This is a genomic window from Prevotella sp. P4-119, from assembly GCF_002251345.1.
In the GTDB taxonomy this organism is placed as follows: domain Bacteria; phylum Bacteroidota; class Bacteroidia; order Bacteroidales; family Bacteroidaceae; genus Prevotella.
Genome location: NZ_NPJB01000087.1, coordinates 22,680 through 43,673, shown reverse-complemented (window position 1 = coordinate 43,673; position 20,994 = coordinate 22,680). Strand labels below are relative to the sequence as shown.

General features: G+C 46.3%; 17 protein-coding genes and 1 tRNA gene. 13 read left to right on the top strand and 5 right to left on the bottom strand.

Annotated features, from left to right (window positions below; translation table 11 throughout):
- Window positions 1-534 precede the first annotated feature (534 nt).
- Complete coding sequence (locus CIK89_RS11190; protein WP_094391449.1) at window positions 535-1,158, bottom strand: YiiX/YebB-like N1pC/P60 family cysteine hydrolase; 624 nt, start codon at window positions 1,156-1,158, stop codon at window positions 535-537.
- A gap of 419 nt (window positions 1,159-1,577) precedes the next feature.
- Between CIK89_RS11190 and CIK89_RS11185 the strand changes: the two genes are divergently transcribed.
- On the top strand, window positions 1,578-1,988 hold the full coding sequence (locus CIK89_RS11185; RefSeq protein WP_094391448.1) for a hypothetical protein: 411 nt from the start codon (window positions 1,578-1,580) through the stop codon (window positions 1,986-1,988).
- Window positions 1,989-2,013: 25 nt separating this feature from the next.
- Window positions 2,014-3,243 (top strand): glycoside hydrolase family 27 protein, encoded by a 1,230-nt coding sequence (locus CIK89_RS11180; RefSeq protein ID WP_094391447.1) that lies wholly within the window; start codon window positions 2,014-2,016, stop codon window positions 3,241-3,243.
- A gap of 194 nt (window positions 3,244-3,437) precedes the next feature.
- On the opposite strand, the gene CIK89_RS11175 is transcribed toward CIK89_RS11180, so the two are convergent.
- Entirely contained in the window at window positions 3,438-3,998 is a 561-nt protein-coding gene (locus CIK89_RS11175) for a M15 family metallopeptidase (RefSeq protein ID WP_254046255.1), read from the bottom strand.
- A gap of 343 nt (window positions 3,999-4,341) precedes the next feature.
- Between CIK89_RS11175 and epsC the strand changes: the two genes are divergently transcribed.
- Window positions 4,342-5,250, top strand: a complete 909-nt coding sequence (gene epsC, locus CIK89_RS11170) for a serine O-acetyltransferase EpsC (protein WP_094391446.1) — start codon at window positions 4,342-4,344, stop codon at window positions 5,248-5,250.
- 92 nt (window positions 5,251-5,342) lie between these two features.
- On the opposite strand, the gene CIK89_RS11165 is transcribed toward epsC, so the two are convergent.
- The 3 genes from CIK89_RS11165 to CIK89_RS11155 all read right to left on the bottom strand — a co-directional run bounded on the left by CIK89_RS11165 (window position 5,343) and on the right by CIK89_RS11155 (window position 11,182).
- The gene (locus tag CIK89_RS11165; protein ID WP_144007204.1) at window positions 5,343-5,846 is read right to left on the bottom strand and encodes a hypothetical protein; all 504 of its coding nucleotides are present in this window, start codon (window positions 5,844-5,846) and stop codon (window positions 5,343-5,345) included.
- Between the two features lie 390 nt (window positions 5,847-6,236).
- The gene (locus CIK89_RS11160) at window positions 6,237-7,514 is read right to left on the bottom strand and encodes an MFS transporter (RefSeq protein ID WP_094391444.1); all 1,278 of its coding nucleotides are present in this window, start codon (window positions 7,512-7,514) and stop codon (window positions 6,237-6,239) included.
- The gene (locus tag CIK89_RS11155; protein WP_094391443.1) at window positions 7,514-11,182 is read right to left on the bottom strand and encodes a DUF4922 domain-containing protein; all 3,669 of its coding nucleotides are present in this window, start codon (window positions 11,180-11,182) and stop codon (window positions 7,514-7,516) included. Before CIK89_RS11155 ends, CIK89_RS11160 begins: the two co-directional genes overlap by 1 nt.
- 794 nt (window positions 11,183-11,976) lie before the next feature.
- Here CIK89_RS11155 and rlmN point away from each other — a divergent pair.
- The 10 genes from rlmN to CIK89_RS11100 all read left to right on the top strand — a co-directional run bounded on the left by rlmN (window position 11,977) and on the right by CIK89_RS11100 (window position 20,982).
- The gene (gene rlmN / locus CIK89_RS11145) at window positions 11,977-13,032 is read left to right on the top strand and encodes a 23S rRNA (adenine(2503)-C(2))-methyltransferase RlmN (protein WP_094391441.1); all 1,056 of its coding nucleotides are present in this window, start codon (window positions 11,977-11,979) and stop codon (window positions 13,030-13,032) included.
- A 52-nt stretch (window positions 13,033-13,084) separates the two neighbouring features.
- Window positions 13,085-14,215 (top strand): 4-hydroxythreonine-4-phosphate dehydrogenase PdxA, encoded by a 1,131-nt coding sequence (gene pdxA / locus CIK89_RS11140; protein WP_094391440.1) that lies wholly within the window; start codon window positions 13,085-13,087, stop codon window positions 14,213-14,215.
- On the top strand, window positions 14,208-15,275 hold the full coding sequence (locus tag CIK89_RS11135; RefSeq protein WP_094391439.1) for a lysylphosphatidylglycerol synthase transmembrane domain-containing protein: 1,068 nt from the start codon (window positions 14,208-14,210) through the stop codon (window positions 15,273-15,275). The genes pdxA and CIK89_RS11135 overlap by 8 nt, the downstream gene beginning before the upstream one ends.
- 54 nt (window positions 15,276-15,329) lie before the next feature.
- Window positions 15,330-16,571 (top strand): sigma-54-dependent Fis family transcriptional regulator, encoded by a 1,242-nt coding sequence (locus CIK89_RS11130; protein WP_094391438.1) that lies wholly within the window; start codon window positions 15,330-15,332, stop codon window positions 16,569-16,571.
- 68 nt (window positions 16,572-16,639) lie between these two features.
- Window positions 16,640-17,140: an LptE family protein gene (locus tag CIK89_RS11125; protein WP_094391457.1), complete on the top strand. Its 501-nt coding sequence runs from the start codon at window positions 16,640-16,642 to the stop codon at window positions 17,138-17,140.
- 32 nt (window positions 17,141-17,172) lie between these two features.
- A complete protein-coding gene (locus CIK89_RS11120; RefSeq protein WP_094391456.1) occupies window positions 17,173-17,967 on the top strand; it encodes a hypothetical protein in 795 nt (264 codons plus the stop codon).
- 6 nt (window positions 17,968-17,973) lie between these two features.
- Window positions 17,974-18,369, top strand: a complete 396-nt coding sequence (gene secG, locus CIK89_RS11115) for a preprotein translocase subunit SecG (protein WP_094391437.1) — start codon at window positions 17,974-17,976, stop codon at window positions 18,367-18,369.
- A 142-nt stretch (window positions 18,370-18,511) separates the two neighbouring features.
- Window positions 18,512-18,585, top strand: a tRNA-His gene (locus CIK89_RS11110).
- A gap of 212 nt (window positions 18,586-18,797) precedes the next feature.
- Window positions 18,798-19,274, top strand: coding sequence for a low molecular weight protein-tyrosine-phosphatase (locus tag CIK89_RS11105; protein WP_094391436.1), 477 nt, complete (start codon window positions 18,798-18,800; stop codon window positions 19,272-19,274).
- A 13-nt stretch (window positions 19,275-19,287) separates the two neighbouring features.
- The gene (locus CIK89_RS11100; protein WP_144007413.1) at window positions 19,288-20,982 is read left to right on the top strand and encodes a hypothetical protein; all 1,695 of its coding nucleotides are present in this window, start codon (window positions 19,288-19,290) and stop codon (window positions 20,980-20,982) included.
- The last annotated feature ends 12 nt before the right edge of the window (window positions 20,983-20,994 follow it).

Sequence of the window (20,994 nt, the reverse complement as noted above, 5' to 3'; positions counted from 1 at the left end):
AGCGCATGGCTTCTGCTTATTGAAGTCCATGACGCTTGGGATTTTCATTTCCTCATCACAAATACAACCCTATCAACCAACCATCTCACCGAGTAGCCTCATCAGCATAAACATTTGAGAAAGCTTTTGTCACTCATTGTCACCACTTGAGCTGCAGTTTCGTAGGCGTATCCGCGATGCTCATAAACTATCCATAAAAATAAAGAAAGAATGTCATTTAGGAATATAACAGATTGATATTCTTTAAGACAACGTTTTGCCAAGGTATTTCCATTGTTTGGCAAGAGTTTTTTCTAACGTTTGAAAAAGGTATTATCAACGTTTGACAAAGGTATTATCAACGTTTGACAAAAGTATTATCCAACGTTTGACAAAAGTATTATCCAACATTTGATAAAAATGTTATCAAGGTTTGAAAAAGTGATGATAAACATCAGCAACTCCGTTTATACATCGATATAGATGGTAGTAGTGGGCGAAATTTTTACAAAAACCAAAACTTTTTCGATTATGGAGCAATTTGATATCAACTGGCTATTGTCGCAGTTTCCCCCGAACAACAATCTTTTCACTTCTCGACAAGTTGCCCGGATTACTTCCAGGCTTTCCTTCCGGAACTTCCAAACCCTGGCGACCATAATACTCCTTCCAATAGGCAGTCACTTTTCCCGTCTTGTCATGAAACGACATGGGGATGGGATTAAACACCAGTTCACCATGCGGTGTCCTATAGCATTTTTGCACCAGTTCGCTACAATACATCGCACTATCTGACGGCATAAAATTGAAGTCGTATGGTGTACCGATAAACTGCATAGCCCGTTCCACCGAGCGTGCCACACCAGTAGTATCTTTGAGTTGCGCCACCACCACAGTCTGTCGCCTTGCCATAAAACTATCTATTGGAGTGAGGCACACCCCTTGGTGTATCGCCTCAAGTGCAAATGCCGCCCCCTTGTCTTTATGGAAAATCGCCACATGATCTATTTGTTTTCCATCAAGTCCTGTTGTCACATCGGTAATGTTATTACCGTTTTCTGCCACACAGAAGAGCAAGTCCCCTTCTGCCAGGCTTTTTACGTTTATCTCATTTTGTCCTCGTGTACCAAGACACATAGCTAAGCACACAACAACTGCCATATTTTTCATCTTATTCATTATGATTTCTACTTTACCCACATTTTGACAAGCAACAAAAGTAGGATTTTATTTTGAATTCAGCAAATGAAATGATGTTTTTTATTGTTGTCCAGTAAAATGACTATCTTCGCTCATGATATTATTATTTCTAACAAAAACAAAGATAAACCAAAGGACTGATACCTCGTGAGAAGTATCTGCCCCAATATATGTTGTTTGCAAAAGTTCTAGTAGCCAGCAATAATTTCAAATAATCTCATCGTTAATTAGCAATCAACAATTTTGTCAGCATATTGCTTCTACCCCTCAGCGTTTTATATACAACAACTGCGGCTTTGGGCACATATATATTTTTTTAGCATAGATAATGGTATTTGCTTGTAGTTCTTGTTTTTTTTTCTTAACTTTGTAGTCAATATATATAATCTTCATCACGTATGAAACTAAAACTGTTTGTCTTATTACTATTGATTATCATCGTTGTCATGCCATCGGATGCCCAAACACCTGGGACTTCCCACATGCCACCAGTTAATCAAGCAATACCACACATCAGCAACCACCTAAACGTGACAACATATCTACCTGTCAAAAAGAGCATGCCAGCCGTTTCAGAGGCCAGAATACAAGATTATTTCCCTTTAAGCGAAGCTGTGATATATACCGATACTAAAGAGTATAAAGTCGTAAATATTACCGCAAATATGCTGGCCGATGATATTGAACGCGTCACAGGCAAACACCCCAGAGTTGTGAAAACGACATCACTCAAAAACATCCCAAAGGGAGGAGCTGTAGCCGTAACATTCTTACCCACAAGTAAAGTGAAACAAAAACAGTTTTTTTAGAAACTTAAACAAATATTATATTATTATGAAATTATCAAACAAATTTATCGTCATCATTGGCATACTTACCATGATGACAATGCCTTGCAAGGCACAGAAGTGGGAACATTTGGCAGACACCCCTCAAATGGGATGGAGCACATGGAACAAGTTTCAAGGTAATATCTCTGAGGACATCATCAAGGGCATCGCTGATGTGATGGTAGAAACAGGGCTACGCGATGCGGGTTATACCTATATCAATATCGATGATTGTTGGCATGGGAAACGTGATGCCGACGGGTTTATTCAGGCCGACCCGATAAAGTTTCCAAACGGCATAAAGGCCGTGGCCGACTATGTTCACAGCAAAGGGCTTAAACTTGGCATCTATAGTGATGCAGGCTCTGCAACCTGTGCAGGCAGACCAGGATCACTCGGACACGAATTTCAAGATGCTATCCAATATGCCCGTTGGGGAGTGGACTATCTGAAATACGACTGGTGTAATACCACCAATGTGAATCCCCAAGGAGCATATCAACTCATTAGCGACGCTCTCCGTTCTGCTGGTCGTCCTATTTTCCTAAGTATGTGCGAATGGGGCAATAGTCAACCTTGGAAATGGGCTCGTGAGATTGGCCACTCATGGCGTACCACACCCGATATATGGTGTCATTTCGATTCTTTGCGTGTATTCCCAGGCTACACCCAGTTTGGTGTGATGCAGTGCATCCAATTCAACGACTCATTGCGTCAGTATGCAGGCAAGGGATACTGGAACGACCCCGACATGCTGGAGGTGGGCAATGGTATGACAGAAAACGAGGATCGTGCCCACTTTACCATGTGGTGTATGATGGCCAGTCCACTGATACTTGGAAACGACCTACGCAACATGAGTGAGGCTACTCGCAATATTATTATGAACAAGGAGATGATAGCAATCAATCAAGACACACTTGGCATTCAAGGTCTGCACTATTGCGACCGTGATGGACTACAATTCTGGTTTAAGCCTTTGGCAGGTGGCGATTGGGCTTTCACCATTCTTAATCCCACACAGAATAACATTGTGTGTGAACTAAATTGGCAAGATTTCAATTTTATTGATTCGCAAGTGAGTAAAATGAGCACAGCTTTCAATACGAACATATATAAAGTCTATAACCTTTGGACACATAAGATGGAGGGCAAAACAAATTTAAAAAACAAAATTGTCCGTAAGGTTACTGTAAAATCTCGTGACGTTGTATCATATCGTTTAATAAAATAAGTTATTACTTTCTGGCAAATAGAAGGCACTCTCCGTCTCATTTTTACCAGATAACAATGGTACTATATTTTAGTAATTAAGAATAAGACAAAGAAACATCATATTCATAGTGATTTCCATAAAAAATGTTGATTACGGCATCACCTTATGCAAATGATAGAAAGATAAGCAACTCCTAAGATAGCAAAACATGACTATTTCTCGAAGTGTTGATAGTCTTTTACTGTACGCCAATGTCCTCCCCAGACAAAACCATGTTGACGAAACAGACGATAGCATAGGTCGCGTTCTGTTATCTTATAGGGAAAGGAAGCCCGACGGTCTGCATATCTGCGGGCAGTAGAAGGTTGTATATAGAGCGTTCCATCTTTGCGGCGTCGCACGCATGGATTGTAGAGAGGATTGATGTCGATAGCTAATCCTCGCGCATGTTTAGAGAGTGTTTTACTTCCTGCCACTTTACGATAGCAATAACACGAAGTATTATTGGCCCGCATGGATTGTTCATCGTCGTTACCATAGTCTGAGATAGGGCGAATGCGTTCTATGGGATATCGTTGTCGGTATAGTTCTGCAAATATCTCACGCAGGTCATCTGTTATTGTATGATTACAAACAATTGTTCCTGTATGTGTCACTCCTTGCCCATCGATATGTTTCACTTGAAGCGTATCGAGTCTCACCCCTGCCGGTTGTGCAGAAGTTGTCAGTAGTGTCAAGCACCATACCATAATAATTAGTATTTCTCGCTTCATCGATACAAAGGTAGTGCAAACCAAGAGAAATACAAAGAGAAACAAAGTTTTTCTTTTATTTCCGAACTGACGAACGAAGAAAGTGCAGAGTCAAGCTCGCTTGAACTATGCCTTTCAAGGAGAAAGGAAACCAAAAGGTTAGGTGCAGCCTACCTTGGACCGCAGGTCAAAGGCAACGTTCAAATAAGAAAAACACCAATTTTTGTAGCAACTAAGGCTGAGAGAAAATGCAATATAAAAGGATATTATGCACATATTTGATGAGAAATGCTTACCTTTGCAGATAAAATGAAATAAAAACGGCAAGAAATATTCACTTTTGAAAACAAAATACAGCACAATAATGACAAATGATAACATTAATGAGATACTGCTAAAGAATGTCAGCATCCTCTCACGACATTCGGAGAAAGAAGACAGTATGATGCCGAAAGGTAACGCTCCCCTGCCCTCTGTAGAGAGTGTGCGCAACATTGTGACGTTAGTGAAAAGCATCATTTTCAGCGACTATTTCTACCAACGACAACCACAGGAGGAAATCCGTTCCTATTATATCGGTGTAAAGATGGAAGACCTATACAAAGAGTTGAAGGAACAGATTGCCCGTGGACTACAGTTCTGCAAGCAGATGGGCGAAGAGGAAGTGCAACGCAAAGCCGAGACGCTGACTTTAGAATTTATCGATGAACTGCCAGAGCTGAAGCGTCTGCTCTATACCGATGTGGAAGCCATGTTCGACAACGATCCTGCCGCAGAAACCTACGGTGAGGTAATCTTCTGTTATCCAGTGGTCAATGCCATGACCCACTATCGCATTGCCCACGCCCTCCACGTGAAGAATATTCCCGTCATACCGCGTATCATCACCGAACAAGCACACTCCAAGACTGGTATCGACATACACCCCGGCGCTACCATAGGAGAGTATTTTGCTATTGACCATGGCACTGGTGTTGTGATTGGCGAAACCTGTATTATCGGCCATCATGTCACGCTCTACCAGGGTGTTACGCTTGGTGCAAAGAGTTTCAAATACGACGAGCAGGGTAATGTGCTTAACGTTCCACGCCACCCGATTATAGAAGACCATGTGACAGTATATTCCAATGCTTCGATACTTGGACGCATCACTATTGGCCACGATAGTGTGATAGGCGGTAACATCTGGGTTACACACGATGTTCCACCCCATTCACGCATTCAACAGTCGAGGGCGGTCGATGTATCATTCAATGGTGGATTGGGGATATAAATTCCTCTTGGATTAGACTGAGGTCGGATAAAGACTGAGAAAAAAAGAGGGCCTGTTTGGGTCCTCTTTCCTTTTTCTCTTATATAACGATATTATTTAAATTCATCTTTCGGTACCATGATAAACTGTCTGTCTCCGGCAGCTCTTGTTCTTGTCACCTTTACCAGATTGAAAGCGGCGAGTGTTGAACCATCATAGTAATCGTCGAAATATCCACGGAAGTGTGGGGTTCTACCCACAGTGTAGATATCATAGTCGCGAACTACCACGGTTGTATTATCATCGTAGTCAATATATATTTTGCCACCTCTTACCGTCCAATCGAAATAAGTCTGACTACTGCGTCCTGTGTTGAGGTTGTAGTCAATTTCATACCCCGTACCACCACGTGAGAAGTCTCCTTCCTGTACAAAGGTTATCTCTGTTTCGTAGGTATCAGTCATGTGCTGACCATAGCGATAGTCATAAAACTCGCTTGAGAGTGTTCCACTCCATACGCCATCGAGGTCGTATGCCAAATCGGTATCCGAATCGCAACTGGTCATCACAAACATGGTGCAGATGGCCATCAGGGTGTAAGTCAATGTTTGTTTCATAATCATATATCGTTTAGTTTCTGGAAACAAAGGTAGTGCAAATCGAGAGAAATACAAAACATATTTCCCTTTTTTCTATAGGGAAACCCCTATTCTTCTGTAGGAAAATATATTTATCCCTTATTGCCCTTCAACTCAGAAACACGATTTTAGAGATAGAGTCCTACAAGAATCTATTAGTCGATTTATGATAAATATCATAGAATAGATTTTTTCACAATTTTCTTCATGGGTATTTGATTAAATTTTGCTATCTTTGCAAATGATAAGCATGAAGTGGCTGTACGAGTACCACTTCAAAATTTCTTTTCCATTATTAACACAATCAATAAAGAAGCGGCACGATTGGGAAATCCTGCCGCTTTCTATTCTTTTTTGTATTCTTACGAATTAGGATTGTTTCTTACCAAATTCGGGATCAACATCCAAAAACCACGTCACGATATAAGTCAGCGAACAAGTCCCTATCACGATGAGGAAGAACACAGGATAGCCCACAGCCTCTTGCAGGGCTCCAGCAAACATGCCCGGTATCATCATCGACAGAGCCATGAAGGCAGTACACAGCGCATAGTGGGAAGTTTTATGGTCGCCACGGCTATAATATATAAGGTATAGCATATAGGCAGAGAAGCCGAATCCATAGCCAAACTGCTCAACAAAGACGCATATATCAATGATCAACAGATTGGAGGGTAAGGCATAGGAGAGATAGACATAGACAAGGTCGGGCAACGTGATCGCCATTACCATAGGCCAGAGCCATCGTTTCAATCCGTCACGACTTGCCACTACTCCACCGAGTATTCCACCGAGGGTCAGTCCGATGATTCCTACTGTGCCCTGCACTAATCCGTATTCCACATCGGAAAGACCGAGTCCGCCATTGCGTACGGAGTCAACAAGGAACAATGCCGACACCTTAGCCAACAGTCCTTCAGGCATACGATAGAATAGCATGAAGCAGATAGCCACCCACATCTGCGGTTTTCTAAAAAATGTCACCACTGTGGCCACAAACTCATCTGCTATCTGGCGCATAGTACGACGCACTTTATCGCTATCCTCGCTGGGGCGTGGTAATACCCAACTATGGTAGAGCCATAAGGCGATGAAGAGTCCTGCCATGAAATAAAATACCAGACTCCATGCATAGGTAATACTACGAGTGAGGACCTGTAACACACCGGCAAGACCTACCAACAGTCCTGATGCCACAATAGTGGCTATGCGATAGAAGGTGGAGCGGATTCCTACAAAGAATGCCTGTTCGTGTTGGTCAAGACCGAGCATATAGAAACCGTCGGCAGCAATATCGTGGGTAGCACTACCGAACGCCATCAACCAAAAGAAACATAGCGACCCTTGCAACCACCATGGACCTGGTATGGTAAACGCCACACCAGCCAAGGCTGCCCCGATGAGCAGTTGCATCGCCACTATCCACCAGCGTTTGGATCGGAGTATATCCACGAACGGGCTCCAGAGCGGTTTGATGACCCATGGCAGATAGAGCCATGAAGTGTAGAGTGTGATATCGGCATTTGACAAGCCGAGACGTTTGTACATGATGAGTGAGATGGTCATCACAGCCACATAAGGCACTCCCTCGGCAAAATAGAGCGATGGAACCCATGTCCACGGCGACATTCGTTTGTTGTGTAACATCAGTATATCTTTTTAATTTCGGCTCCACGATAGTAGTGAAGCAGTATTTCATCGTATTTATATCCTTGTTGTCCCATGACGGCGGCTCCTATCTGACAGAGTCCGACGCCGTGTCCCCAACCGCGTCCATGCAGTCGGAAGCCTGTTTCAGTTTTCTCTACATCGAAGGCAGAACTATAGAGATGGCTCTCGCTGAGGGTCCGACGTATCTCAAGTTCCTTACCGATAGTGAAGGTTTTCTTCGTACCCACTATTTTGAGTTTCCATATACGTCCACTCTTGCCTCGCTCTAAAGGAATGAGGTCGGTAATGGTGCCGAAGTCTTCTTTGAGTTTCTCGCTGACCAGTTGGGAGAGTTTCTCTGTAGAATACTCCACGGTCCAGCGATAGAAATCGTTGGTCTCTTGATCGTAGTCGTTGAGTACTTGTTCCAGTACGGCCTTATCGTTGGTGTTGCAGAAGGGGTCTTCTACTGAAACGAGATATGGTTTCGGAGTATCTTCCCAACAATACTGAAATTCCTCGGTCACTCCACCGCAACATTTCGAGAATCGTGCGTCACATATTTCATCGCCATAACATAGGATTTGTCCTCGTGTGGCTTGCAAGGCTTGTTCTACAGCCGGACTGGTTTGTTTGGTGATGCCTTGATAGCGTTGGCAATGGTCGTCGGCACAAACATCGAAGATGGTATGGTCTTCGCGGTCGTACCAGCGGATGAGTTCGTCGTCTTTCTTGACAAACGAGAAGAAACCATCTTTGCGTTGTCCAGCTTCCTCCCGTCTGCGCATCTGCGCCAAGAGCCATGACCGGGAGATAACGGCATGAGCTTTCAGCAGTTCCACACCAGCCGTTGCCTTCATCTCGCTGGAGATGACGCTGGCCAGATAGCGTTCCACAGGCAGTTGGTTGATGGCTGTTATCTTATCAGATTCGACCACAAGGCGTAGTGTGCCGAGGAATACCTGTGTCTCTTTTCGTTCCCAATGGAAATTAACACCGATGGTCACATCATGGAGCGAGAACGACGCTGTTGGGGTTTGTGGTGTGAAGGTCAGTTCGCGATATTGCATGCCTCGCCATAGGATTCCGCCTTCAGAAAATTCCACTACCTGTTCGCCTTTTATGAGTTCTCCTTTTGCCATATATGGTGCGTTGAGAGCAAAGGCGATTTTCTGTCCGCTTACAATTCCCACGGTGACATCAGGCTGTACGCCGTGTTCCTTCTGTGTTGATGTAGAGACTCTTGCCTCTTTCATCTTGCGGATGGCTTCTGCCACCTCATCGGGGGTGAGAGTCACTTCCTGCAGGATGGCTGATGCCTTTTCTGGAGTCAGTTTACGGAAGTCTTCCTCACGTGGTGTGATGATGAGTCCCCCCATATCTACGGCACCCGGACTGATGATGTATTGTTGTTCGCCTGTTGCAGTATAGCAGTCTGGGCGATGTTTTCTGCGTGGCAATACGACAGAGAGGATTGCGTCACCTTGTTTCCATGCTATGATATTCATCATCGGTTCGGTGTCGTCTGCCTGCATCGGCAAACTGTCATACAAGCGACGGAACAACTGGCAGCCTCGCTCTTCGCAATGGCTGCGCACGAGGAATGCAGCTGCGGGATATTCGGGTATCTGCCAGATGCCCTCTTCACCATCGCTCACCACTTCTATCAAGCTGCGACTGAGTCGTTGCCATGAACGTTGCAACGGCAACTTACCGCTACAGATGGCTTGCAGATGGGCATGATCAGGTGCCGATGCGCCACATTTCGGTCCATTATATAATAAGGTAAAATCACGATGCTGGCACACCAGGTGGAGCAGTTCATCGTACATAGGCAGGATGGCTTGTCGCTGATGGCGCAAGGTAGGTAGTGTGAAATGGATGGGGAGGATGGGGAACGGATTGACTAAGAGTTCGTAATCGCCATCGATTGTATGGTGCATCTGTTCTTTGGGTCTGTTCTTCTGACAGAGGAAGCAAGGTCTTTCTGCCAACGATTTAGCATCAATCTTCGCTCCTGTAGATCGGATGCGCGCTGGATTCCATTGCACTTGGAGCGAGAGATTGTCGGCCAACAGTTCGCGAGTCTCTACTCTTGTCAGTTCGCGATAGCGTTGGCACACTTCATCCCACACGGCCAATTGTCGGTTGAAGAAGCGCATCAGAGCAGACTGCTCCATCCTGTCGTGCAGTCCTTGGTTCATCCGCTGGCGTGCTTTCAATTCCATGGTGCGCAGACGGTCTTTATAGAGATTGTTGGCGTTGATTTTCTCTACAGATAGTGCTGCGTCTGAGTTGCCCCCCCAACGGCGGCAGAGATACAGTTCGGTGAAGATACGTCCGATACGGAAGTGGCGCGAGAACATCAAGCCGAGAGCATAGTCTTCGCCATACGAGGTATTGGGGAACTGCACCTGTCGGAGCAATGGGGTAAAGAAGGCGCGTGGCGCACCGAGTCCATTGATGCGGAGTGCATTGTTTGGTCCGTTTTCGTCAGTCCATTCGTGATGATCGATAAGTCCTGGCGGTAAGGTGTTGAGTTCAAAGTCGCACATGCGATAGGAACCAATCACCATGGCTGCCTTCTGCTTATAGAATGCTTCTACGATAGTTTTCAGCGTAGCGGGTGACGAATAGAGGTCGTCGCTATCGAGCTGTACGGCAAAGCGTCCACACCATTGGCTGTTGATTGCTTCGTTCCAGCATCCGCCAATACCGAGATCATGACGTTTTGGAGTGATGACCACGAGGCGTTTATCGGCCTTTGCCATATCCGCCAGGAGTTGTCCTGTACCGTCGGTCGAATGGTTGTCCACCACAATCACATTGAAATTGAAGTCGGCTTTCTGTGCCAATGCACTCTTCACAGCATCGCAGATGGTCTTGGCACGATTGAAAACCGGGATAACGACCGAGGCTTCAACCTCAAATTCCTGTTCTTGGAAGTCGATATCTTCGTATTGTGTAGTATCCACCATGGCGTTGACAGCACGCAGATGTGCTGTGCAGGCGCGTTCCATCTCTATCTGCACTTCGCGGTTGGCAGGATTGACATAGTCAAACTGCTTGACACCTGATGCTCGCAAATCGCTTTCGTCTTCGGTATAGAGATATTCGTTGAGGTGGAACAAGAGTCCTTGTCGGCTCAATGCCAATCGCAAGTCATAGAGTCCTGCCCATTGATAGTCGGCAGAAGGTCCATCGGTCATATATTGTTGCAAGGCTTCGTTGCGCAACAGCCAGATGCTACCGAAATCGAAATCGTCGCGTAGAGAACCCTCTTGATAGTCGATCACGGGATGTGCGGTACGCTTACCTTCTTCCATTTGCCAGCGGTCGCTATAAACCATAACGGCTCCGGTATCTTCTGCTGCCAGCGCCATACGTTCCAATGCGACGTTGCCTAAAGTTCCAGAATTGGGTTTCACGCTTAGCATGACATAGGGAGCGGAAGCATGTTGCGCCACTTGTTTCACCAATGCACTACTGGTGAGGTTTTCCACACGAAGGAGTGTACATCCTTTGGGTGGCTGTTGTTCAGCCAAGTCTCCGTTGACTAAAAGAAATATATTGCTTACTGTTGTGCTTTGCTGTAGTTGTTCCACTTTTTCGGCAATATCCGCAAGTGAGTGGCAAGCCACGAAGCAGTCTATTTTCTGTCTCATTTTTCTTTTTTTTTATTTATTTTCTACAAAGGTAGTGCAAACCGAGAGAAATACAAAGAGAAACGAAGTTTTTCTTTTATTTCCGAACTAAAGAACGAAGTAAAGGCATAGCCCAAAATACATTTTACGGCTCGGCTTCGGGATGTATTCGGGATGCCGTCGGGATATATTTCTATCCTTTTCATGTACGAAGCAAGTCCCAAGTAAGTTCCAAGTAAGTCCCAAAAACTTACTAATGGAGGGGGAGTCAGATAGGAGCTACTACCCAGATACATATTAAGCATGTTGAACTCAAATAAGCGATTAAGGGTAATGTTTATCCACCTACGAATCCTAACTGCATGATCATATAAGCCTTTTTTCACGCGCGCTCGAAAAGAAGATACGTCAAGTAAGCAATTATCAGACAACAAAAAAGTACATCATACTATAACACAATAACTTAACACATAAAACCAACAAAGAACAAACCATAGTAAATTAACGACTATCATGATGCCTGATTACAGAATTATTGTTGTCAAATGGTGATTTCTTGCCATTATTCTCGCGCACGCGAATAAACAATCAATTTTATTCTTCAGAAACAACAAATATTGTAGTCCGGAAAACAAATCTTCCATCGAAAAATGGTTGTTACCTGCTATAAAATTCACAAATAAATCATTTAAGAGAATATGCAAAGAACCCCCTTTATACAAAAATAGCAGTAAAAAGAATATAAAAGGTAATTCAGAATTCGTCTTTCTCGACATTTTTTCATACCTTTGCAAGCTATAATGCAACCCGAAAGAATGGACATAACAAAAAAAAGACTGCTCGGACTGACGCCCACCGAACTCAAGACTGTGGTCGCTGAGTTTGGAATGCCAGCATTTACCGCTAAGCAGATAACCCAATGGCTCTACGAGAAACATGCCAAAAGCATAGACGAGATGACCAACATCTCGAAGCAAAACCGTATGCGGCTGGCTGAAGAATACGAAGTAGGCGTCTGGGAACCCATAGATTGCCAACGCAGTATCGACGGTACTGTAAAATACCTATTTCCTGTCAGTTGTGGAGAAGGGAAGTTTGTTGAAACCGTTTATATACCCGATGGCGACCGAGCCACAATCTGTGTATCATGCCAGGTGGGCTGCAAGATGAACTGCCTATTCTGCCAAACGGGCAAGCAAGGATGGGAAGGCAACCTCACCGTGGCAGACATCCTCAACCAGATTTACGCCATGCCAGAGGCCGAAACCCTGACAAACATTGTGTTTATGGGACAAGGCGAACCGATGGACAACCTCGATGCCATATTGCGCGTATGCGAAATAATGACCGCAGACTGGGGATACCAATGGAGTCCAAAACGCATCACAGTAAGTTCGGTGGGCGTAAGAAACAAGTTGAAGCGCTACCTCGACGAGAGCGATTGCCACGTAGCAATATCCATGCACTCGCCACTCCACGAACAGCGTCTGCAACTGATGCCTGCAGAGAAAGCAATGCCTATCGAAGAAACGGTAGAACTGCTGCGACAATACGATTTCTCACATCAGCGACGTTGCTCGTTTGAATATATCTGTTTCGGTGGACTCAACGACACGATGGAACATGCCAAAGCAATCATCAACTTGGTAAAAGGACTGGAATGTCGCGTCAACCTGATTCGTTTTCACGAAATCCCAAATGTCAAGTTGCCTGGAGCCAATGAGACTCGCATGGAACAGCTACGCGACTATCTGACACAACACGGAGTGTTTACCACCATACGCGCCAGCCGCGGACAAGACATCTTTGCAGCCTGTGGACTACTCTCCACCGCACACCAGAACAAGAAAGAAAAGCAAACCACACAATAACGACTTACACAATAACGACTTTAACAGACTTACACAATAACAAACTCACACAATGGAAGATAAAATGATTCGCGTGGCTATCACGCATGGAGATACAAACGGCATAGGATACGAGGTAATCCTCAAAACATTTGCCACCCCAACCATTCTCGAACTCTGTACCCCTATCGTATACGGTTCGCCAAAACTGGCCGCCTACCACCGTAAAGCACTCAATTTGGAAACCAGTTTCAACATCATAGAACGAGCTGAGGATGCCTGCGATGGTAAGCTCAACATATTAGCATGCTTCGACGACGAAGTAAAAGTAGAGCTCGGACAACCTTCAGAAGAGGCTGGAAAGGCCGCACTAATGGCACTCGACCGCGCCATGACCGACTATCGCTCAGGCTTATATGACGTACTCGTCACCGCACCAATCAACAAAGCCACCATACAAGGTGAAGGATTCCACTTCCCCGGACATACCGAATACATCGAGACCTGCGTGGGAGAAGGAAACAAAGCATTGATGATTCTGATGAATGAAGACCTGAGAGTGGCTCTCGTCACCACACATCTGCCCATACGCAACGTAGCAGAAGCCATCACCCAGGAAGCTATCGTAGAGAAAGCCTCTATCTTCAACCTCAGCTTGAAACGCGACTTCCGAATCTCCAGTCCACGCATAGCAGTACTCTCACTCAACCCCCATGCCGGCGACAACGGACTGTTGGGCAACGAAGAGAAAGACATCATCATCCCTGCCATTGAAGAACTGGAGAAGAAGGGCATACAAGCTTTCGGACCATTCCCTGCTGACGGATTCTTTGGAACCGCAGCCTATTCACACTTCGACGGCGTCCTCGCCATGTATCACGACCAAGGATTGGCACCATTCAAAACCATCGCCCTCGACAACGGAGTGAACTTCACCGCAGGACTACCTATCGTGCGCACATCACCCGACCATGGTACAGCCTACGATATTGCAGGACAAGGCAAAGCCGACGAGAACTCATTCCGTCAAGCCATCTACACCGCTATTGACGTGTTCCGCAACCGACAGTTCTACGACGAACCCATGCAGAACCCACTACCCAAGCTCTACCACGAGAAGCGCGACGACAGCGAGAAAGTGCGCTTTGCTATTCCCAAAGTAAAAGGCAAGACCGAAGACAAACAACAAGCAATAAATGAGTAAGCACTGGCAAAACGGATTCTTCATCTTCGGACTCATTGTGCTCGCCTTGATGGTGACACAACTTGACTTTGCTGCAACATGGGCAGGACTGCAACGGGCAGGATATTGGGCCGTAGCTGTCATCGTACTATGGGCATTCCTATACCTGTTCAATACGGCAGCATGGTGGCTTATCGTCAAAAGTCAAGAAGAACAGAACCCAAACAACAACAGCGCAATAGCACCCTTGCCAAAGACAACGAAAGATACATCCAACACAGGGAATAGCAAACCCACACCATTCTGGTGGCTATATAAAGTGACCATTAGCGGTTTTGCACTCAACTATGCCACACCAGGTGGACTAATGGGAGGCGAACCCTATAAAATCATGATGCTCAAGCCAAAAATCGGAACCGAACGGGCCACCTCGTCAGTCATACTACACACGATGACCCATATCTTCTCCCATTTCTGGTTCTGGCTGTTGTCATGTGCACTCTACATACTGACACAACCCATGACCACGCTGATGTGGATTCTATTACCCATCATAGCCACATTCTGCCTGTTGGCCATTTGGTTCTTCCTGAAAGGCTACAAGCGCGGTATCACCGTATGGCTCATGCGGTTACTAAGCCATTTCCCCTTGGTAAAACGCTGGGCACAACCTTTCGTGGAACGCAATGCCGAACGACTACACGAAGTAGATAAGCAGATTGCCGCACTCCACAACCAAAACCAAAACACCTTCGTAGGAGCCGTCATTTTGGAGCTGGCCTGCCGCATCGCATCAGCATTGGAAATATTCTTCGTACTGTTGGTCATCACGCCATCTGCCAACTATCTGCAATGTATTCTCATACTGGCATTCACAAGTTTGTTCGCCAACCTACTGTTCTTCATACCCTTACAGTTGGGAGGACGCGAAGGCGGATTCCTCATGTCGGCAGGCGGCCTGGGAATGACAGCATCCGCAGGAATCTTTGTGGCACTCATCGTACGCATACGCGAATTGGTGTGGACAGGAATAGGCTTGCTGATGATAAAAATCAACCGCAAAACACAAGAAGAGCGATAATTTTCAGCAAGATATGCCATAATGTCAGATTTATTTAGTACCTTTGTCCGCTAAATGAAGAGTTCTGAACTACAGACCATCAAACAACGTTACAGCATCGTAGGCAACTGCGAAAGTCTGAACCATGCACTCGACGTCGCACTACAAGTGGCGCCGACAGACTTAAGCGTGCTTATTGTTGGAGAAAGCGGAGTGGGAAAAGAAATCATACCACGCGTCATACACGACAATTCACCACGCCGCAGAGAGAAGTATTTCGCCATCAACTGCGGTTCTATTCCAGAAGGCACTATCGACTCTGAACTCTTCGGACATGTGAAAGGATCATTCACAGGAGCCATCAACGACTCACTGGGATATTTCGGAGTGGCAAACAAAGGAACACTCTTCCTCGATGAAGTAGGAGAACTGCCTTTGGCAACCCAAGCCCGACTGTTACGCGTGCTCGAAACAGGAGAATACATACCAGTAGGAGCTACCGAAGTGCATAAAACCGACGTCCGCATCGTAGCTGCAACAAACGTCAATATCCGACAGGCCATTACAGAGGGACGCTTCCGCGAAGACCTCTACTACCGCCTCAACTCAATCCCCATTCAAATGCCACCACTCCGCAAACGCGGCGAGGACATCATCTTGCTGTTCCGTCTCTTTGCCATGCAGATGGCAGAGAAATACCACATGGAAAAGGTTGTGCTGACCGAAGGAGCAAAACAAGTGCTGATGAAATACAAATGGCCTGGCAATGTAAGACAATTAAAAAACATCACCGAGCAAATCTCAATACTCAGCACCGACCGGCAAATCACAGCAGATGCTATCATGCGGTTTATCCCACAGGATCAGGAAACCACACAACTGGCAACTATCCGCACAAAGGATGATCATAGCTTCGAAAACGAAAGAGAGATTCTCTATAAAATACTCTTCGAACTTCGCAGTAATGTCAACGATATGCGACGAGAGATAAGCACGCTGAAAAAACAAATAAACGACGGACAGCCCACACCGGCGAATGACACAACCGGTATTGCCACCACACAACTGGCAACCATCAATACCATACAGCCCATCCAACCAAGAATGGAAGTCGCAGAGGCAGAAGAATATGTTGAGCCAGAGAAAGAGCCAGAAAACCTCAATCTCAACGACTGGAGTCGACAGGCACTGGAAAAGGCTCTGGAAAGAAATGGAGGTAACAGAAAAAAAGCAGCATTGGAGCTGGGCATCAGCGACCGAACTCTCTACCGCAGACTGAAGCAATACGGACTGGACAAACCATCCAACAACAAATAACAAAACAGAAATAACAGAGCATGAAACCATTATTCACACATACCACCATCCGACACCTCGCAGCTCCTATGCTTCGCGGAATTGCCGTTGTGGCACTCATGCTGCTCTGCGCCTGTTCGGTAAGCTACAAATTCAATGGTGCCAGCATCGACTATTCAAAAACTAAAAGCATCCAGATAGCCGATTTCCCTATACGTTCCAGCTATGTATGGGGCCCGATGGGACCATTATTCAACAATCAGTTGAAAGACCAGTTTGCAAACCACACCCGTCTGCAACAGGTAAAGCGCAACGGCGACCTAAAAATAGAAGGCGAAATCACCCAATACCAACAGCGAAACAAATCTGTTTCTGCTGAAGGATATTCTGCACAGACCGAACTCTCAATGACGGTCAATGTGCGTTTCACCAACAATGTGAACCACAACGAAGACTTCGAGCGCCAGTTTACGGCCTCGGCAACATACGAAACGACAAAGTCACTCAACTCCGTACAGGAGGAACTCGTGACACAAATGTCGAAAGAACTCTGCGAACAGATATTCAATGCCACAGTGGCCAACTGGTAAAGTCACCGTTAACACAAAAGGTTTAAAGCATGATAAATATTGCAGAGCTCATCAATAATCCGGAGAGAATGGACCGCGACACACTCTATGAGTTGCGAGCCATGCTGGCATTACACCCGTACTACCAGACCATCCGATTGCTGATGCTGCAGAACCTCTATCTGCTCCACGACCCATCATTCGATGAGGAACTGCGCAGATCAGCAGTATATATCACCGACAGACGCACGCTGTTCAATGTGGTGGAAGGCGCACACTACCGCTGGAATCACGAAGCGAAGCCCGTTGAAACAGCACCCGATGGCGACCGCACCATCGCACTCATCGACACCTTTCTTGGATCCATTCCGAGCGAGGAGCCAGAAGCAGAGAAAAAGAAACGACGCCCCACCCCAGCAGACGCTACCGTCGATTACGTAGCGTATCTTCTGGAAAGTGAAGATGAGGAAGAACAAACAGGAAACGAACTGCCAAAGATGCAGGGACAAAGCCTCATCGACAACTTCCTTGAAAAAGAACAAGGACGCTTTGCATTAGGCGATATGCGCGACAATATAGCCGACGAAGAAGACAACGGCGAAGGAAACAGCCAACAAGCAGCACAACCCGCCAATGCCAAACCAGAAGCAGAGCAAAGCAGCGACAACGAAGAAGAATTCTTCACCGAGACCTTGGCACGCATCTATATCAAACAAGGACGCTACCAAAAGGCACTCGACATCATACAAAGGCTCAGCACGCAATTCCCAGGAAAGAACGCATACTTTGCCGACCAGATAAGATTCTTAGAGAAATTAATAATAAACAGTAATAAAAACAAAAAGTAAAACAACATGGGACTTTACACATTATTTGTAATTCTGATCCTCCTGGCTGCAGTACTGATGATTCTCGTCGTACTGATCCAGGAATCTAAAGGAGGTGGTCTTTCATCAAACTTCTCTTCCTACAACTCATTGGCCGGTGTACGCAAGACAACCGACTTCATCGAGAAAGCCACTTGGGGACTTGCTATCGCAATGGTGTTCTTCAGCATCGTATGCGCATGGGTAGCTCCTACTGCCGTTACCGACAGCTCCGTGATGGAGAATGTTGAGAAATCAACAGCCAACCCCAACACATTGCCAGGTTTCGGTGCCAGCCAAAGCAAGTCTGAAACTCCAGTACAGGATGCCAAAACACCTGCTGCTCCTGCACAAACTCCTGCACCTGCCGCTCCTGCAAAATAAGCCTTGCAGACGGTCAGGCATCGCGCAAACGCTCCTTTTTGGAAGAAAATAAAGCTAAAGTGTAAAAAAGTGCGCGATTTATTTGGTAATCTCGAATAAATCACGTACCTTTGCACTCGCTTTCCAGATGAGAGCACAGATGGTGCCCGTAGTTCAGTTGGTTAGAGCGTCAGATTGTGGTTCTGAATGTCGTGGGTTCGAGTCCCACCGGGCACCCAACTAAACCGAAGCCTGCAAGTTTCAACACTTGCAGGCTTTATTGTTTATATCAAACAAACGACACAAAGCTATCATGCAAACACAGAAACAGCACGAAAACTCCCATACTAACACAACAAAATCTCTATACGCGCGTACATATTATATATAATACCACAACAGATTTTCAGCATACAACATCCACATCATCATTATAAGATAAAAACATTATGAACAAAAAGAGAATACTATTCGTTTGCCTCGGAAACATCTGCCGATCACCAGCAGCAGAGGGAATATTCCAACACCTCGTCAACCAACAGCAACTGACTGACGATTTCATCATTGACTCAGCAGCAATAGGTCCTTGGCATGTGGGCGACTTGCCCGATGCAAGAATGAGACGATGTGGCACACGCCATGGCTACGACTTCAGCACAAGAGCTCGCCAACTGACAAGCGACGACTTTGCCCGTTTCGACTATATCATCGGCATGGACCACGACAACCTCAAAGCCATCAAAGCCAAAGCCCGTAGCGCAGAAGACGAATCGAAAATACTACTGATGTCCGACTTTCTGCGCCACCACAATAATGCCACCATCCCCGACCCCTATTACGGAGACGGGCGCGACTTCGAACTGGTGATAGAACTACTCGAAGACTCCTGCGAATCACTACTGAAACAACTTACAACAGAACTATAAAAACAATCTACACATGTCACACTTTACAAACAAACTACTGCTTCTGATGGGACTGGCCGTCAGTATAGGCACAGAGGCGCAAACGCGCTTCACCTATCAAGGCAACACCCTCACCACCAACGAGCACAGACTGCTGGTGGGAAGCAAACCTACCAATGCTCGACGAAACACATTCCGCACTATTGAAGAAGCGCTACGTGCCGCCGAACAAAAGTCGTCAACCGACACGACATGGACAGAAATCTATATCGAGCCCTCTGTCTATTGGATTGACAATCCCGACGATAAAGCCATACGCATGCCTCGCAAAGGCGAAACCACCCCTTACGGCTGCGAAGTAACCATCAACAGAGTGCACATGATAGGCATGAGCGACAAAGCCGAAGACGTAGTATTGGCATGCAACCGCGGACAAACCCAAGGTGCAGATGGCAACTTCACCATGTTCCACTTTATCGGATCTGATTTCAAAGCCGACAATATCACCTTTGGCAACTATTGCAATGTCGATCTTGAATATCCCCGCAATCCAAAGCTCAACCGCGCCAAAAGACGAAACGCCATTGTACAGGCACAGTTGGCCATCTGCCAAGGTGACCGCTACACCCTGACCAACTGCCGTTTTATCTCACGCCTCAACCTCTGCCCGTTTGTCGGAGCACCACACACCAATTTCGAGCGTTGCTATTTCGAATGTACCGACGATGCTCTCTGCGGAACTGGCATCTATCGTCAGTGTCGCTTTACGCTATTCAGCAGCAAACCCTTTTACACTACCGACGGCATCCAAGGTGCGACGTTTATTGACTGCGACCTACACAGCAAGACGAAGGGCACCCAATATCTGACCAAGGCGAGCGGTCCCGTTAGTATGACCGACTGTCGTTGGACCAGCGACGATCCTATGCTGACTATCGAATGGACCAAGCGTCCGGATCCTCGTCATCGCTGTGTAATGACAGGCTGCACCCTCAATGGAAAGCCCCTCAACGTGCCGCAACCTACCGCAGCATTACCCGTCAGTCTGCCACCCTTTGCCATCGGTCCGCAGACCGCCATTATCAGTGGGCAATGGACACTCGACTGCTACAAGCCACTTGACACGATGGACCGCGACTGGACTGCCGACAATACGCGTAGCAGTTGGGGATATGCAGAAGGCATAGATGGTGCAGAAGGTTGCTGGGGCCTGATGCAACTGCAAAAGGGCGCACGCATGATGTACACCCCCGCAGAAGGGCATGATTCTGTAGGCAATCAGCGTTGCCATCTTGTTGTTGTTCCCTGCAAGAGCGGCGGTCAAGGTTTTGGCAGCGCCACCACACAATATCTCGACATCTGCATCAAGTTCGACACCCGAACACTCACCGGCTATGGCCTTCGACTGCAGCGCACCCCCGACTACGACCATTCCGTAGTAGTCAGTCTTGTGGAATATGCCAATGGTCAAGTCACCCCATTGACAGAAGGCACCCGTTGTGACCTTTTCAAGGGCCGTTGTTCCATCACATTACAATCTGTTGACAGTCAGCTGACCGCTACTATAGCATCCTCACCTGTGACTCCAACGTCCGATTCAGTGGCACTACAGGAACAAACGCTGACCGCCACCATGCCCCACCCCAACCATTATGGCGGTTTCCATCTGCAACACACAGGAAGTACAGGAGCTTCAGCCACCATCATTCAATCCATCCTCTTGCAATAGTTCCGTATTTCT

What these genes read in the sequence shown, in the direction of transcription:
- CIK89_RS11190 (WP_094391449.1), bottom strand. Translation starts at nt 1,158, where the DNA reads ATGAATAAGATGAAAAATATGGCAGTTGTTGTGTGCTTAGCTATGTGT.
- CIK89_RS11185 (WP_094391448.1), top strand. Translation starts at nt 1,578, where the DNA reads ATGAAACTAAAACTGTTTGTCTTATTACTATTGATTATCATCGTTGTC.
- CIK89_RS11180 (WP_094391447.1), top strand. Translation starts at nt 2,014, where the DNA reads ATGAAATTATCAAACAAATTTATCGTCATCATTGGCATACTTACCATG.
- CIK89_RS11175 (WP_254046255.1), bottom strand. Translation starts at nt 3,998, where the DNA reads ATGAAGCGAGAAATACTAATTATTATGGTATGGTGCTTGACACTACTG.
- epsC (WP_094391446.1), top strand. Translation starts at nt 4,342, where the DNA reads ATGACAAATGATAACATTAATGAGATACTGCTAAAGAATGTCAGCATC.
- CIK89_RS11165 (WP_144007204.1), bottom strand. Translation starts at nt 5,846, where the DNA reads ATGAAACAAACATTGACTTACACCCTGATGGCCATCTGCACCATGTTT.
- CIK89_RS11160 (WP_094391444.1), bottom strand. Translation starts at nt 7,514, where the DNA reads ATGTTACACAACAAACGAATGTCGCCGTGGACATGGGTTCCATCGCTC.
- CIK89_RS11155 (WP_094391443.1), bottom strand. Translation starts at nt 11,182, where the DNA reads ATGAGACAGAAAATAGACTGCTTCGTGGCTTGCCACTCACTTGCGGAT.
- rlmN (WP_094391441.1), top strand. Translation starts at nt 11,977, where the DNA reads ATGGACATAACAAAAAAAAGACTGCTCGGACTGACGCCCACCGAACTC.
- pdxA (WP_094391440.1), top strand. Translation starts at nt 13,085, where the DNA reads ATGGAAGATAAAATGATTCGCGTGGCTATCACGCATGGAGATACAAAC.
- CIK89_RS11135 (WP_094391439.1), top strand. Translation starts at nt 14,208, where the DNA reads ATGAGTAAGCACTGGCAAAACGGATTCTTCATCTTCGGACTCATTGTG.
- CIK89_RS11130 (WP_094391438.1), top strand. Translation starts at nt 15,330, where the DNA reads ATGAAGAGTTCTGAACTACAGACCATCAAACAACGTTACAGCATCGTA.
- CIK89_RS11125 (WP_094391457.1), top strand. Translation starts at nt 16,640, where the DNA reads ATGCTTCGCGGAATTGCCGTTGTGGCACTCATGCTGCTCTGCGCCTGT.
- secG (WP_094391437.1), top strand. Translation starts at nt 17,974, where the DNA reads ATGGGACTTTACACATTATTTGTAATTCTGATCCTCCTGGCTGCAGTA.
- CIK89_RS11105 (WP_094391436.1), top strand. Translation starts at nt 18,798, where the DNA reads ATGAACAAAAAGAGAATACTATTCGTTTGCCTCGGAAACATCTGCCGA.
- CIK89_RS11100 (WP_144007413.1), top strand. Translation starts at nt 19,288, where the DNA reads ATGTCACACTTTACAAACAAACTACTGCTTCTGATGGGACTGGCCGTC.